Origin of the sequence: Streptococcus sp. 596553 (assembly GCF_900411395.1) — a bacterium.
GTDB lineage: Bacteria > Bacillota > Bacilli > Lactobacillales > Streptococcaceae > Streptococcus > Streptococcus mitis_BA.
The window spans coordinates 115,390-128,824 of record NZ_OXCQ01000003.1; the positions used below are offsets into that span (position 1 = coordinate 115,390).

At 40.6% G+C, this 13,435-nt stretch carries 15 protein-coding genes; 5 read left to right on the plus strand and 10 right to left on the minus strand.

Annotated elements, in window-relative coordinates; genetic code table 11:
• Positions 1 to 36 precede the first annotated feature (36 nt).
• From DSY56_RS04860 to DSY56_RS04870, 3 genes are read right to left on the minus strand one after another with little or no spacing between them, the layout of a single operon-like run.
• Entirely contained in the window at positions 37 to 393 is a 357-nt protein-coding gene (locus DSY56_RS04860) for an arsenate reductase family protein (RefSeq protein WP_000889091.1), read from the minus strand.
• A gap of 5 nt (positions 394 to 398) precedes the next feature.
• Complete coding sequence (locus DSY56_RS04865; protein WP_050971675.1) at positions 399 to 917, minus strand: methylated-DNA--[protein]-cysteine S-methyltransferase; 519 nt, start codon at positions 915 to 917, stop codon at positions 399 to 401.
• Positions 917 to 1,411 (minus strand): GNAT family N-acetyltransferase, encoded by a 495-nt coding sequence (locus tag DSY56_RS04870; protein WP_112444182.1) that lies wholly within the window; start codon positions 1,409 to 1,411, stop codon positions 917 to 919. Before DSY56_RS04870 ends, DSY56_RS04865 begins: the two co-directional genes overlap by 1 nt.
• A gap of 134 nt (positions 1,412 to 1,545) precedes the next feature.
• Between DSY56_RS04870 and DSY56_RS04875 the strand changes: the two genes are divergently transcribed.
• Both DSY56_RS04875 and trhA read left to right on the plus strand, forming a co-directional pair.
• Positions 1,546 to 1,992, plus strand: coding sequence for a DUF1836 domain-containing protein (locus tag DSY56_RS04875; RefSeq protein WP_112444184.1), 447 nt, complete (start codon positions 1,546 to 1,548; stop codon positions 1,990 to 1,992).
• Entirely contained in the window at positions 1,989 to 2,636 is a 648-nt protein-coding gene (gene trhA, locus DSY56_RS04880) for a PAQR family membrane homeostasis protein TrhA (protein WP_049509562.1), read from the plus strand. The genes DSY56_RS04875 and trhA overlap by 4 nt, the downstream gene beginning before the upstream one ends.
• A gap of 20 nt (positions 2,637 to 2,656) precedes the next feature.
• Here trhA and pdxT read toward each other — a convergent pair whose 3' ends face one another.
• The 3 genes from pdxT to nox all read right to left on the minus strand — a co-directional run bounded on the left by pdxT (position 2,657) and on the right by nox (position 5,646).
• A complete protein-coding gene (gene pdxT, locus DSY56_RS04885; protein WP_112444186.1) occupies positions 2,657 to 3,238 on the minus strand; it encodes a pyridoxal 5'-phosphate synthase glutaminase subunit PdxT in 582 nt (193 codons plus the stop codon).
• Positions 3,239 to 4,114 carry a pyridoxal 5'-phosphate synthase lyase subunit PdxS gene (gene pdxS / locus DSY56_RS04890; RefSeq protein WP_000138517.1) on the minus strand — a complete coding sequence of 292 codons (876 nt, stop codon included), beginning with the start codon at positions 4,112 to 4,114 and terminating at the stop codon, positions 3,239 to 3,241. It abuts the gene before it with no gap.
• A gap of 152 nt (positions 4,115 to 4,266) precedes the next feature.
• Positions 4,267 to 5,646 (minus strand): H2O-forming NADH oxidase, encoded by a 1,380-nt coding sequence (nox, locus tag DSY56_RS04895; protein WP_112444188.1) that lies wholly within the window; start codon positions 5,644 to 5,646, stop codon positions 4,267 to 4,269.
• A 295-nt stretch (positions 5,647 to 5,941) separates the two neighbouring features.
• Here nox and DSY56_RS04900 point away from each other — a divergent pair, with 295 nt between their 5' ends.
• From DSY56_RS04900 to DSY56_RS04910, 3 genes are read left to right on the plus strand one after another with little or no spacing between them, the layout of a single operon-like run.
• Positions 5,942 to 6,865, plus strand: a complete 924-nt coding sequence (locus DSY56_RS04900) for an FAD:protein FMN transferase (RefSeq protein ID WP_112444189.1) — start codon at positions 5,942 to 5,944, stop codon at positions 6,863 to 6,865.
• A 59-nt stretch (positions 6,866 to 6,924) separates the two neighbouring features.
• Positions 6,925 to 7,530 carry an NADPH-dependent FMN reductase gene (locus DSY56_RS04905; RefSeq protein WP_033677008.1) on the plus strand — a complete coding sequence of 202 codons (606 nt, stop codon included), beginning with the start codon at positions 6,925 to 6,927 and terminating at the stop codon, positions 7,528 to 7,530.
• Between the two features lie 18 nt (positions 7,531 to 7,548).
• Positions 7,549 to 8,787 carry an NAD(P)H-dependent oxidoreductase gene (locus tag DSY56_RS04910; protein WP_112444191.1) on the plus strand — a complete coding sequence of 413 codons (1,239 nt, stop codon included), beginning with the start codon at positions 7,549 to 7,551 and terminating at the stop codon, positions 8,785 to 8,787.
• Positions 8,788 to 8,901: 114 nt separating this feature from the next.
• On the opposite strand, the gene DSY56_RS04915 is transcribed toward DSY56_RS04910, so the two are convergent.
• From DSY56_RS04915 to DSY56_RS04930, 4 genes are all read right to left on the minus strand, one after another.
• Complete coding sequence (locus DSY56_RS04915) at positions 8,902 to 9,159, minus strand: DUF896 family protein (protein ID WP_050261374.1); 258 nt, start codon at positions 9,157 to 9,159, stop codon at positions 8,902 to 8,904.
• Between the two features lie 42 nt (positions 9,160 to 9,201).
• Positions 9,202 to 11,238, minus strand: coding sequence for a glycine--tRNA ligase subunit beta (gene glyS / locus DSY56_RS04920; RefSeq protein WP_112444193.1), 2,037 nt, complete (start codon positions 11,236 to 11,238; stop codon positions 9,202 to 9,204).
• Between the two features lie 260 nt (positions 11,239 to 11,498).
• Positions 11,499 to 12,416 (minus strand): glycine--tRNA ligase subunit alpha, encoded by a 918-nt coding sequence (gene glyQ / locus DSY56_RS04925; RefSeq protein ID WP_112444194.1) that lies wholly within the window; start codon positions 12,414 to 12,416, stop codon positions 11,499 to 11,501.
• A 192-nt stretch (positions 12,417 to 12,608) separates the two neighbouring features.
• A complete protein-coding gene (locus DSY56_RS04930; RefSeq protein ID WP_112444196.1) occupies positions 12,609 to 13,370 on the minus strand; it encodes an elongation factor Tu in 762 nt (253 codons plus the stop codon).
• Positions 13,371 to 13,435: the final 65 nt, after the last annotated feature.

The window sequence follows — 13,435 nt, forward strand, 5'->3', positions numbered from 1 at the left end:
GTTATATATTTTATCTATCAAAGAGATAAGTAAAAACTATTTCAATCCCAATTCTTCATAAGCTTTTCGATAACCGATTTGCTTAACAGTCCCGTTTTCTACTAAAATGGGCCGTTTTAACAACATACCGTCGCTTGCTAGTAACTCAGCTGCTTCTTGGTTTGACAGGCTTCCTACCTTATCTTTCAGCCCTAATTCACGGTATTTGATCCCACTGGTGTTGAAAAATTGCTTCAACTCAAAACCTGAAGTCTCTAGCCAGTTTAAAATGACTTCTTGACTAGGTGTTTCTTCCACGATATGGACGGCTTTGTAGTCCACACCGAGTTGGTTTAATTCTTGTTTTGCTTTTTTACAAGTTGAACATTTTGGGTATTCGATAAATTCTAACATGTCTTTCACTTTCTATTATTTATATCTTTAAAATCTACGCCTTCATAATCCAAGAGCCAGGCTTTCTTTTCCACTCCTGCAGCATAACCTGTCAGACGCTTGCCTGCTCCCAGCACACGATGACAAGGTACTAGAACAGACCACGGATTGCGTCCCACCGCTCCGCCAATTGCTTGAGCAGAATCCACTTGTAGCTCTTGGGCTATTTGTCCATAGGTCACTGTATGACCATAAGGAATTTCCTGTAAATAGGACCAAACTCGCTTTTCAAAATCCGTTCCGATTGGAGCCAAGGGCAAGTCGGATAAATCCTGAGACTTGCCTTTAAAGTAAGCATCTAAGCAAGCAATAACTGGGTCTAAAATGGGATGACTAACAACTGCTTCTATCGTCTCATCTCCTAGTCCCCTCTCAAAATGCTTCTGCTCCTGCACCCAAACGCCATACAGATATTGCTCGTCGGCAACCAAAGACAAGGTTCCTATTGGCGAAAAGTAGAGCATTTTTGCGTACTTCTTTTTCATTATTTCTTCAATTTTTGATAGGCCAGGCGTTCGCCATCAACCGGCACCTTACCAACTTGTCTAAAACCAAGTTTTGCAAAAATATGTTGCATGACCTTGTTTGCAACATGCGTATCTGAGCGAAAATCTAGATAATCAAATCCTTCAATCAAGCCCTCTAAGAAGGTTTGAGCAACTCCTTGTCCCTGCACATCTGCTGCCACAGCAATACGGTGAAAGACTAGGTACTCTGACTCTCCAGCTTGCCATTTTCCTTCATAAATAGCTTCATAGGCTGCCTCTGGACTTTTGGTCACAGCTGCATAGGCTAGTAGTTCTCCCTCTTCCAAGGCTACGTAGGCTTGACCTGAGATAATATCATCGATAATAATGTCCGCATTTGGATAACCATTTTGCCACTGGTCACTACCAGCATCTGCTAAACATTTCTTGGCTTCCTCCATCACCTGCATGATGGTATCTACTTCATTTGGAAAAGCTAAACGAATCTCCATCTTTTCTCCTCATTTCTGACTAGTTTCTCCCATCATAGCATAATTCAAGCCTTTTCACAAGCAGTTAAAACTTGACTTTCTGTTTTTATTATTTTATAATCTAGTTATTAAAACTAGATTATAAGGAGTTTAAAATGAAAACTACCTTTTCCTACCCAAAATGGGCAGAAATTCCAAACATTGACCTCTATCTGGACCAGGTTTTGCTCTATGTCAATCAGGTCTGCGCTCCTGTCTCTCCAGATAAAGATAAGGGGCTAACAGCATCCATGGTCAATAACTATGTCAAACATGGTTATCTTACAAAGCCTGACAAGAAAAAATACCAACGCCAACAGATTGCCCGTCTGATTGCTATCACAACCCTCAAGTCTGTATTTTCTATTCAAGAAATAGCCCAGACACTGAATACTCTACAAAGTCAGGCTAGTTCAGAGCAACTCTACGACGCCTTTGTAGATTACATGAACCAAGAGATTGACCCAGCAAACCCTATTATCCAAAGTAGCTGCCAAACAGTTAAACTCTATCATCAAACTCTAGACTTAATCCATCATACTCAAGAGGAGGTAAGCCGATGAACACTAGTCTTAAACTCAGCAAACAACTCAGTTTTGGAGAGGAGATTGCTAATAGCGTGACCCATGCTGTGGGGGCAGTCATCATGCTCATCTTGCTCCCTATTTCATCCACCTATAGTTATGAAGCACACGGATTTTTATCCTCTATCGGCGTTTCCATTTTCGTCATCAGTCTCTTTCTCATGTTCCTATCATCCACCATTTACCACTCTATGGCCTACGGTTCAACCCACAAATACGTCTTGAGAATCATCGACCATTCGATGATTTATGTGGCTATCGCAGGCTCTTATACGCCAGTCGTCTTAACCTTGATGAATAACTGGTTTGGCTATCTAATTATTGCCATCCAATGGGGAACGACCATCTTTGGTATTCTCTATAAAATCTTTGCTAAAAAGGTCAATGAGAAATTCAGCCTTGCTCTTTACCTGATTATGGGCTGGTTGGTTCTGGCTATCATTCCTGCCATTATCAGTCAAACAACACCAATCTTTTGGAGCCTCATGGTAACTGGCGGACTTTCTTATACAGTTGGAGCTGGATTTTATGCCAAGAAAAAACCTTATTTCCACATGATTTGGCATCTCTTTATCCTAGCTGCGTCCGCACTCCAATACATCGCCATTGTTTATTACATGTAAAAAAGTTGAGAAATTCAATCTCAACTTTTTTCTTTACACATATTAATAAAATACTGGTGCAAGCGCACATCATCAGTCAATTCTGGATGAAAAGAAGTTACCAGCATATTTTTTTCTTGGGCTGCAACGATTTGATTATCAACTCTTGCTAGAATTTCTACACCCACTCCAACACTACTGATAATCGGACCACGGATAAAGGTCATTGGAATCTGACCGACTCCCTTACATTCTGCTTCCGTGTAGAAACTTCCTAATTGGCGCCCATAGGCATTGCGCTCGACCACCATATCCATGGTTCCAAGATGACTCTCGTCCTGAGAAGTGATTTCCCTAGCCAGCAAAATTAAGCCCGCGCAGGTTCCAAATACTGGTAATCCAGAAAGAATGGCTTCTCGAATGGGAATCAGCATGTCCTGGTCTCGTAAGAGCTTGCCCATGGTTGTAGACTCACCACCAGGTAATATCAAACCCGACAAACCATTCTGATACTGCTGAAAATCCTCTAAATTTCTGATTTCAACACTCTCGACACCTAATTGATCTAGCACTTTTGCATGTTCTGCAAAGGCACCTTGCAAGGCCAATATTCCGACTTTCATCTATTTTCCTCTCTCAGCCATGAGAATTTGGATTTCATTTTCATTAATACCAACCATGGCTTCTCCTAAATCTTCAGAGATTTGAGCTAGGATTTGAGGATTTCGGAAATTGGTTACTGCTTTGACAATGGCACTCGCTCGTTTAACAGGATCTCCTGACTTAAAAATACCTGAACCGACAAAGACGCCCTCTGCCCCTAATTGCATCATCAGCGCAGCATCTGCTGGCGTTGCAACGCCTCCAGCTGCGAAGTTTACAACTGGCAATTTCCCATGTTCATGGACATATTGAACCAATTCTACAGGAACTTGCAAGTCCTTGGCAGCAACATAAAGTTCGTCCTCACGTAGGTTTTGAATTCGGCGAATTTCCTGATTCATCATACGCATATGACGAACAGCTTGGACGATATCCCCTGTCCCCGGTTCTCCTTTTGTACGAATCATAGAAGCACCTTCAGCGATACGACGCAAGGCTTCACCCAAGTCCTTAGCCCCACAGACAAAAGGAACTTGGAATTCTTTCTTGTCCACATGGAAACGGTCGTCAGCTGGCGATAGAACTTCACTCTCATCGATATAGTCAATTTCAATAGCCTCTAAAATCTGAGCTTCCACAAAATGCCCGATTCTGACCTTAGCCATTACTGGAATACTAACCGCTTCTTGGATTTCCTTAATCATCTTTGGATCACTCATGCGGGAAACGCCACCAGCTGCACGAATATCAGCTGGAATCCGTTCCAAGGCCATCACAGCTGCCGCACCAGCAGCCTCTGCAATACGGGCCTGTTCAGGGTTCTGAACGTCCATGATTACACCGCCCTTGAGCATCTGTGCCAAGTTTTTATTTAATTCATAACGATTTTCAGTCATTTCTTTATCCTCATCATTTGTATTGGTAGCTACTATTTCATTTTAAGTTAGATTAGAAGGAATCACAAGATAAAAAATGGATAATTGTATGGGTACACATTGACTAAAAAAACTATCTGACCTTAACTTAAGGCCAGATAGCTCATCAAATTTTATTTTTCAGCTGTAAGGGCAGCCATTGTGATGTAGTTGTATGGTTTGTTGAAGTGTGGCAAGAAGAAGAGGTCTGTCAATGCCAATTTATCAATTGTAACATGCTCTTGGATAGCAAGTGAGAACATATGGATTCCCATACTGATAGCAGAATCACGTGATACCATTTGAGCGCCAAGAATTTCACGACTATCTTTATCAAAGACAATCTTGATTGCTACTTCATGGTTATCATGTTTCATGAATTCTGGTTTTTGAAGATCGTTAAAGCCTGTTTCAGTCGCATTGTAACCTGCAGCTTTCGCTTTTTCAAGAGTCAAACCAGTTGAAACCATGTGAAGACCATAGATTGAGATACCGTTTGAACCTTGCACACCGATTCCTTCCAATTCATGTCCACAAGCATTGTAGGCACCAACAATACCAGTACGAACAGCATTTGAAGCAAGGGCAATGTAGCTAGTGTCTTTACGAGCATTATCATAGACAGTCGCACAGTCACCAACTGCAAATACACCTGGAATTGATGTTTCTTGTTTCTTGTCTACAAGGAAGGCACCGTTGCGGAAGAGTTCAATCTTACCATCAGCAAGAGCTGTATTTGGACGGAAACCAACCGCAAGAACAACCATATCCACATCAAATGTTTCTTTGTCTGTTACCAAACGTTCTACTTTTCCATCACCTTGGATAGCTTTTACTGTTTGACCAAGCGCCAAGCGGATGTTGTGGTCTTCCAAGTTCTTAGCCATCATTTGTGTGAAGTCCTTGTCATAGTAACCGTTCAAGACAGTATCTACGATGTCAACAAGGATAACTTCTTTTCCAAGACGCTCGAAGGCTTCAGCAAGTTCAACACCGATATAACCACCACCAACAACAGCGATGCGCTCTAGGTGCTTGCTCTTGTCAGCAAGTTTTTCGATGACTTCTTCTGCATTTTGGTACAATTTCACGAATTGTACGTTTTCAAGAGTTGCTTTAAATTCGCGGTTTCCTTTAACAATTTCAACACCTTCGATTGGTGGCAAGATTGGTGTAGAACCTGTAGCGAAAATCAATTTTTCGTATGATTCTTTGTGCTCTTTTCCTTCAACTTCCGCTGTAACTACTTTGTTATCATAGTCGATTGAAAGAACTGGTGAATTCATATAAACCTTAGCACCTTTAGCTTCCAATTTTTCTTTATCAGAATAGAACAAGCCTTCAGCACCGTCAATTTGTTCCCCAATCCAAAGGGCCATTCCACATCCTAGGAAAGAGATGTTAGAGTTTTGGTCAAATACAACAATTTCGTTCTCATTTCCAAAATTATCCAACATGGTATTGATACATGCTGTACCAGCGTGGTTAGCACCGACTACAACGATTTTACTCATAGAAAAATTCCTACCTTCAATTTTAAATTTACTCTACTAGTATAACATTTACTGTTAGCGTTTACAAGTGGTTTACTATTATTTCAGGATTTTTTATCAAAAATAATTCTCCATTTATCCTGTTTTCAAGCCTCATGAATTTTATGAGCATATTTCTTGACTTTTTCCAAATTTTATTTGTGAAAAGTCTAACTTTATGGTATTCTAATAACATGAAAATAAAATGTAAGGGCTTCAATTTAGATAATTACTTGATATTACAACTTATTTTCTATAAGAGAAAGGAGTTGGTAGCTTGCCTCTAAGTTCACATTCCGAACGGCTAATGGGGACTACTATCACTATTTCATTAGTAGATGAGCGAGCCGATGGCTTGCTCCAAAAATCCTTTGATTTACTCAGAGAGCTAGAATACCGCTTCAATGCCAATAGTCAGAAATCGGAGTTGATGGAAATCAATCATCAAGCTGGAATAGCTCCAGTCAAAGTTCATCCAGACCTGTTTAAATTGATTTCACTTGGGTTAGAGCATAGCCTAGCACCCTCTAGCTATCTCAATATCAGCATTGGTCCCCTAATTCAAACCTGGCGCATCGGTTTTTCAGATGCCAAAGTCGCCCAACCTCAAGAAATTGAATCGGTTCTGCCTCTAATCAATCCTCATTTTATCGAGTTAGATTCTTCTACTTCTACTGTGTTTTTAAAACAGAAAGGAATGAAGATCGATCTTGGTTGTTTAGCCAAAGGATACAGTGCGGATAAGGTTGCCCAATTTCTGAGAGAAGAGGGAGTGACATCTGCCTTAATCAATCTGGGAGGGAATATCCTGACCATTGGAAAAAATCAGGCAAGAGGAAATCAGCCTTGGCAAATAGGGATTCAAGACCCAGCCAATCCGAGGGGAAATCACTTAATGACCATTCCTGTTGTCAATCAATCTGTCGTGACTTCAGGCATTTATGAACGTTACCTGACCGTCGATGGACAAGATTACCATCACATTTTTGACAGCCAAACAGGATACCCTGTTGAAACAGAACTCGCTAGTCTCACAATCATCTCTGATAAATCAGTTGATGGCGAAATCTGGACAACTCGACTCTTTGGAGAAAGACCAGCTTCTATCCTCTGGCAAGTCGAAAGTTTGAAGGGCATCGAAGCCATCCTCATCGATAAGGAAGGCCACCTAAGCTGTTCTTCAGGAATTCCTACTCTATAGAGACAACTGTTTCAATGGAGTTTTAAAATCGTATTATGTAAAAAGAGAAAGGAAATCTCATGTTAAAACTTATTGCTATTGTTGGAACAAATTCAAAACGTTCTACAAACCGTCAATTGCTTCAATACATGCAAAAACACTTTGCTGACAAAGCTGAAATTGAACTTGTTGAAATTAAAGACATTCCTGTCTTCAACAAACCAGCTGACAAGCAAGTACCTGCTGAAATTCTGGAAATTGCTGCTAAAATTGAAGAGGCAGATGGTGTTATTATCGGTACTCCTGAGTACGACCACTCTATCCCAGCTGTTTTGATGAGCGCTCTTGCTTGGTTGTCTTATGGTATTTACCCACTCTTGAACAAACCAATCATGATTACAGGTGCTTCTTACGGTACGCTTGGTTCATCACGTGCTCAAATGCAACTTCGCCAAATCTTGAATGCTCCAGAAATCAAAGCAAGTGTCCTTCCAGATGAATTCTTGCTTTCACATTCTCTTCAAGCCTTTAATCCAAGTGGAGATCTAGTAGATCTTGATGTTATTAAAAAACTGGATGCCACTTTTGACGACTTCCGTATCTTTGTAAAAATCACAGAAAAATTGCGCAACGCACAAGCCCTACTTCGCAAAGATGCTGAAGACTTTGACTGGGAAAATTTGTAAGATAGGAGACCAAAAAGAATGAAATTTGTTGGACTTGTAGGATCAAACTACGATCAATCATATAACCGTAAACTCTTGGAATTCATCCGTCGTCACTTCAAACTCAAATTTGAATTAGAAGTTCTCGAAATTGATGAAGTTCCAATGTTTAACCAAGACGAAAAATGGGATGAAAGTTTCCAATTACGTTATTTATATAACAAAATTACTCGTGCTGATGGTGTCATTATTGCTACTCCTGAGCACAACCACACAATCTCAGCTTCTCTAAAATCGGTTCTTGAATGGCTTTCATACGAAGTTCATCCATTTGAAAACAAACCAGTTATGATTGTGGGAGCTTCTTACTACGACCAAGGTACTTCTCGTGCCCAAGTTCACCTTCGTAAGATTCTTGACGCTCCAGGTGTCAATGCCTACACTCTTCCAGGAAATGAATTCCTTCTTGGTAAAGCCAAAGAAGCTTTTGATGTTGATGGGAATATAACAAATGAAGGAACTGTTAATTTCCTTGAAACATGTTTAGACAACTTTGTAAAATATGTGGGAGTCGTTTCAAAATTGAAAAAACCAAAACCAATCGCACCAGAAGATTTATATTGTACAAAACCAATCGCAACTACAATTCAAGGTGTTGACCCTGATGATCCTGAATGGGTAGAAAAAGCAGCTGAGCTTGTTGGAGCTGTTTCAGGAGATACTTACGTTAAATTAGACCACGGTATCTTGACAGTTAACCAAATTGATATGTTCTTGAAAGCAATGCCATTTGAGTTGACATATGCGGATGATAATAACCAATTCTTGTACTATAATAACGCCCATCAAGATCCAAATACAATGTATGGTAAACGTGTGCGCGTTCAAGCAGGTAGCCGACTAGGAACAGTACATGCTTCCCTACCACCTGAAAGAATGAAAAACGTTGAATGGGTTGTCGGTGTACTACGTAACGGAGATCAAGAATATGTCCGTACAATTGTGCCGGGAACACCTGAAGGTGTTATCAATACACATAACTACAAGGCAATGTACTATCCAGATGGTTCATATGCTGGAATCAATGAAATCATCTTCAATTTCCAACCATGGCTCGATTGGTACTTGGAAACAACTGGTCAACGTCTAGTTGGTGGAAATGCTGCAGCTCCTGCCGGAGGCCACGGTGACGCAGATGCCACATCTGGAGCTTCTGATGCAGGTGATGCTGGAGGTCACGGTGGTGGCGCAGACGCTACAGCTGGTGCAAGTTACTAATGATAGTTTTAGGAACCATTTTGGTTCCTTTTTTAGTTAAAAAAGACTAGCAGTTTGTATCTGCTAGTCTTTTGGTATTATTTTATCTATCCTTGTTAAAAGAAAGAATACTGATTATGAATTTGGGTCATCAAGACTACGGCCATGTAACCCTTTTTCACGTTGGGCTTGGCGTAGTTTTTCTGGTGTAACATCGTTCCCTTCTTCGTCTACAATTTTGATTCCCTCAATGTGATGACGAACAGTGCGACGATAACCTTCGATGTACTCCTCACGTAGTTTGGCTTGTTCTACTTTTTCTTCTGGGGTCAAGCCTTCTGTTTTTTTCTTTTTAGCAAGTTCGTTGATACGATCAATTTTTTTAGGATCCATGTTTCTCTCCTTTATGATAAGATTTAATCCGTTTAACAGATTTTATTTGGTATTGATTTGGTTAAAACGTGCAAGTTTAGCTGCTTTCTTGGTTAATTGCGACAAGATTGCCAAACGATTTTGTCGAACAGTCTGATCTTCAGCCATAACCATAGTATTCTCAAAGAAGGCATCGATGACAGGGCTAAGCGCAAAGAGATGTTTCAATTGTTGACTTGCAGTCCCTGACAAAACAAGTGATTCTACTGCTTCTGCCAAGGCTTTCTCTTCTTCATTTTCAAAGAGAGCTGAATCAACTGTAGCTACTACTTCTGCCTTCTCAGCCAAGTTAAAGGCACGAGAAAGTGATTCAACAGATGGTTTAAAGTCTTCTTCCTTGCTTGCTTCTACGAGAGCACTTGCTGCTTCCAACATATCCGCCACAACAAAGTTTGAACCTGCAAGAACGGCTTCCTTGATGTCTTTTGGAGTAGATCCCATCATCTTATCAACACGAGCCTTGATAAAGTCCATAACCTCTGCCTTATTTTCATAAGTCAAGCTGTCAAATGTTAGAGCATAAAGGCTATCAATCAGCTCGTCCATAGCAATGTGCCAACCAAAAGCATCCAAGATACGAACCACACCTTGGGTCGCACGACGAAGGGCATACGGGTCATTAGAACCTGATGGAATCAAGCCTACTGAGAAGAAACTCAAAATCGTATCCAATTTATCTGCAATGGCAAGCACTGCGCCGACCTTGCTCTCTGGAAGTTCTCCTTCGGCTGATGTAGGCATGTAGTGTTCACGAATAGCAGCTGCTACCGCTGGAGTTTCCCCAGCAAGAAGGGCATATTTTTCACCCATAATTCCTTGAAGCTCGTCAAATTCGCCAACCATACCTGTCAACAAGTCAAACTTGTAAATGGCTGCTGCACGGGCTAGGTCAATCGTTTCATCCGCTGACAAGCCTGCTTTTTCTGCCAAGAGAATAGCAATTTGACCAGTACGAATCATGTGTTCACGAAGGGAACCAATTTTCTCATGGAAGGTCACATTGTTTAATTTTTCAACAAGGTCAGAAATAACTAATTTTTGGTCTTCACGCCAGAAGAATTCTCCGTCTTCCAAACGGGCTACCAAGACTTTTTCATTTCCTTTGATAACATTTTCCAAATGCTCTGCATTTCCGTTACGGACAGAAATAAAGTTTGGCAATAATTTACCGTCTTGATCACGAACAACAAAGTAACGTTGGTGTTCTTTCATCGAAGTCACCAAAACTTCTTCTGGAACTTCAAGGTATTTGGCATCAAAACTTCCCATAAAGGCAGTTGGGTATTCAACCAAGTTCAAGACTTCATTAAGCAAATCAGCATCAATTTCGATACGTACGCCATGTTCAGCTTCGATTACCTTGATTTGGTCAACAATCATTTGCTCACGTTCACGTGGATCTGCGATTACAAATTGTGCACGAAGGTCTTCTTCATAGCTCAATGCTGACTGAATCTTAGTTTCTTGTCCCAAGAAACGATGACCACGGCTCACACGACCGCCCTTGATATCAAGGAAATCCAAGTCAAACTCTTCTTCATCTAGAAGAACAGTTAAAGTGTGAACAGGACGAATGTATTCAAAGCTATTTCCAGCCCAGTGCATGCTAACAGGGAAAGTCAATGACTTCAAGACATCTACAACACCAGGAACAATGGCTTCAACTGCTTGACCAACTTCTTCCTTAGTGACATAGACATATTCTTCACCTTTGATTTCACGGAATTCGATATCTTCAACTGTCAAGCCTTTTCCACGGACAAATCCTTGAGCTGCTTTGGTGAAGTTTCCATCACTATCCAAGGCAATTTTCTTTGCTGGACCCTTGAAATCTTCTGTCAAATCAGACTGTTTGTCTGCGAGACCGGTCACACGAACAGCCAAACGACGTGGTGTTGAGAAGGTTTGAATGGTTTCAAAAGACAGGCGGTTTTCCTTGAGGAAGGCTGCCATTTTTTCGCCTAGTTGTTTTTCACTTGGTGTAACAACATAGGCTGGTAATTCTTCAAGACCTAGTTCTACTAATAAGTTTTTTGTCATGTTTTTTCCTTTACATTTTCTTCAATCTTTTTTTGATATGCACCTTAGGTACTGGGGACGTAGCTAACTAACTTTGTGAGTTTGTATGGAAATCTAATGCAATATTGATCAAGATTTCCAACAGTCTCATCAAAGTGGATTTAGCTGACTGATTTTTGACCCTAAGGTTTCAAAAATCCCCACATAACAGTACAGCAGTGCATATCCCTCTAGCAAGTCTTCGACTTGCCTCTAACGATTTTAGAGCACAGTATTACTCACTATTCTGCGTCTTCTGCTAGGAGTTTAGCTCGTGTTGCTTCATCTAAAAGTGGGTAGCCTAGGCGTTTGCGTTCTGCGACAAAGGTTTTGGCTACGACACGAGCTAAGTTACGGATACGAGCGATATAGCCTGCACGCTCTGTTACAGATACCGCACCACGCGCATCAAGCAGGTTAAAGGTGTGTGAACATTTGAGAACGTAGTCATAGGCAGGGTGCACCAAGCCTTCTTCTAATGCACGACCAGCTTCTTTTTCAAACTTATCAAAGTTTTCCAGCAACATTTCTTGATCTGAAATTTCAAATGAATATTTTGAGTGCTCATACTCAGGCTGGATGAAGATTTCTCCGTATTTTACACCATCAGCCCACTCAATATCATATACAGAATCTACTTCTTGGATGTAAGAAGCCAAACGCTCCAAACCATAGGTAACTTCCGCAGTCACAGGGCCAGTTGCCAATCCACCTACTTGTTGGAAATATGTGAACTGAGTAATTTCCATCCCATCAAGCCAAACTTCCCAACCAAGACCAGCTGAACCAGTTGATGGGTTTTCCCAGTTGTCTTCAACGAAACGAATATCGTGCTCCAAAGGATTGATACCCAATTTTTCCAAAGATTCAAGGTAAAGTTCTTGGATGTTTGATGGGGATGGCTTCATGACCACCTGGAATTGGTGGTGTTGGTAAAGACGGTTAGGATTTTCCCCATAACGACCGTCAGCAGGACGACGTGATGGCTCTACATAAGCCGCATTCCATGGCTCAGGTCCGATAGCACGAAGGAAAGTGTAAGGACTCATAGTTCCCGCACCTTTTTCATTGTCATAAGCCTGCATAAGCATACAACCTTGGTCATTCCAAAATTGTTGCAAAGTCAAAATAATTTCTTGAAATGTTATTTTCTTAGACATTGTTTACTCCTTTTTATATAAATTACTTGCGACACGAGTCTGCCTCATTGATTATACGAGGCAAGACGAGTTAGTACTGCGTCTAGCTCAGGTACTCTAGTGCTGAGCGTGGAGCAGCCCGATTGTAAGGAGGTCTCTGCCACTGACGCAGTGAAATGTTAATTTCTTAGACATTGTTTACTCCTTTAGTTTTTATATTTCTTTCTCAATTAACTTCTGCTGAACAAACCAATCTAACAAGGGAAGAGTTTTATCTGTATTTGCCCATAAATGATAAGAATCGAAGACCGCTTGTACACTACCTAGATTTTCTACCAACTTATCTATTGTCAAAAAACTACGCCAGTATTCGTAAAAAATACTTGCATAGTTCTTATCATAAGTCGAAGAACCAAAGTCATTCAATGAATGCCAACCATACTTCTTCTGAAAAAGTTCTACGAGAGATTGATTACAAATTTTTTCCGCTTGAAATTCCTCTTCTGTCAAGAAATACTTGCGACTAATATATTCAACCATCCCCTCTTCGAACCAGATATAAGAGTCGTAACCATCAAAATCATCTAAAAAATGCTCCGACCAATGAGCTAGCTCATGTCCTACAATCTGTAAGAGAAAATTTTCAGATAAAGAATGATAGTGACTTTCTATTGCTTGAGTTTGCTCAGAACACTCGTAGTCCATCAACTGATACAAATACAACTCTTTCCAAACAGCTAAATCAGGCGTCATAACCATTCTTCTATTATTTGTATAGGCTGGAACAGCGCTTTCCCTAATAATCTGTGTAGCAGCATTAAAACTTGACCAAATAACGGCTTGCGGTAAATCACAGACTGCAAGTTCATTCTTTAAAAAAGATTGATAATCTTTCAACTTTTCAGTATTTCTTACTACAAAATCACGAAATGCAGCTAGTTGACTATCGTCTTTTACAAGATAAAGGTTTTCCACGTCTCTCCTTTCTTTCACACAATAGACTGAATAAGCAAAAGAACCGCGTCCGACAATCCTAGGTT

Excerpts from the sequence above, each read along its gene's own strand:
- pdxS (WP_000138517.1), bottom strand. The coding sequence starts at position 4,114 with ATGACTGAAAATCGTTATGAATTAAATAAAAACTTGGCACAGATGCTC.
- DSY56_RS04865 (WP_050971675.1), bottom strand. The coding sequence starts at position 917 with ATGAAAAAGAAGTACGCAAAAATGCTCTACTTTTCGCCAATAGGAACC.
- trhA (WP_049509562.1), top strand. The coding sequence starts at position 1,989 with ATGAACACTAGTCTTAAACTCAGCAAACAACTCAGTTTTGGAGAGGAG.
- DSY56_RS04915 (WP_050261374.1), bottom strand. The coding sequence starts at position 9,159 with ATGGATCCTAAAAAAATTGATCGTATCAACGAACTTGCTAAAAAGAAA.
- glyS (WP_112444193.1), bottom strand. The coding sequence starts at position 11,238 with ATGACAAAAAACTTATTAGTAGAACTAGGTCTTGAAGAATTACCAGCC.
- glyQ (WP_112444194.1), bottom strand. The coding sequence starts at position 12,416 with ATGTCTAAGAAAATAACATTTCAAGAAATTATTTTGACTTTGCAACAA.
- pdxT (WP_112444186.1), bottom strand. The coding sequence starts at position 3,238 with ATGAAAGTCGGAATATTGGCCTTGCAAGGTGCCTTTGCAGAACATGCA.
- DSY56_RS04870 (WP_112444182.1), bottom strand. The coding sequence starts at position 1,411 with ATGGAGATTCGTTTAGCTTTTCCAAATGAAGTAGATACCATCATGCAG.
- DSY56_RS04860 (WP_000889091.1), bottom strand. The coding sequence starts at position 393 with ATGTTAGAATTTATCGAATACCCAAAATGTTCAACTTGTAAAAAAGCA.
- DSY56_RS04875 (WP_112444184.1), top strand. The coding sequence starts at position 1,546 with ATGAAAACTACCTTTTCCTACCCAAAATGGGCAGAAATTCCAAACATT.
- nox (WP_112444188.1), bottom strand. The coding sequence starts at position 5,646 with ATGAGTAAAATCGTTGTAGTCGGTGCTAACCACGCTGGTACAGCATGT.
- DSY56_RS04910 (WP_112444191.1), top strand. The coding sequence starts at position 7,549 with ATGAAATTTGTTGGACTTGTAGGATCAAACTACGATCAATCATATAAC.
- DSY56_RS04905 (WP_033677008.1), top strand. The coding sequence starts at position 6,925 with ATGTTAAAACTTATTGCTATTGTTGGAACAAATTCAAAACGTTCTACA.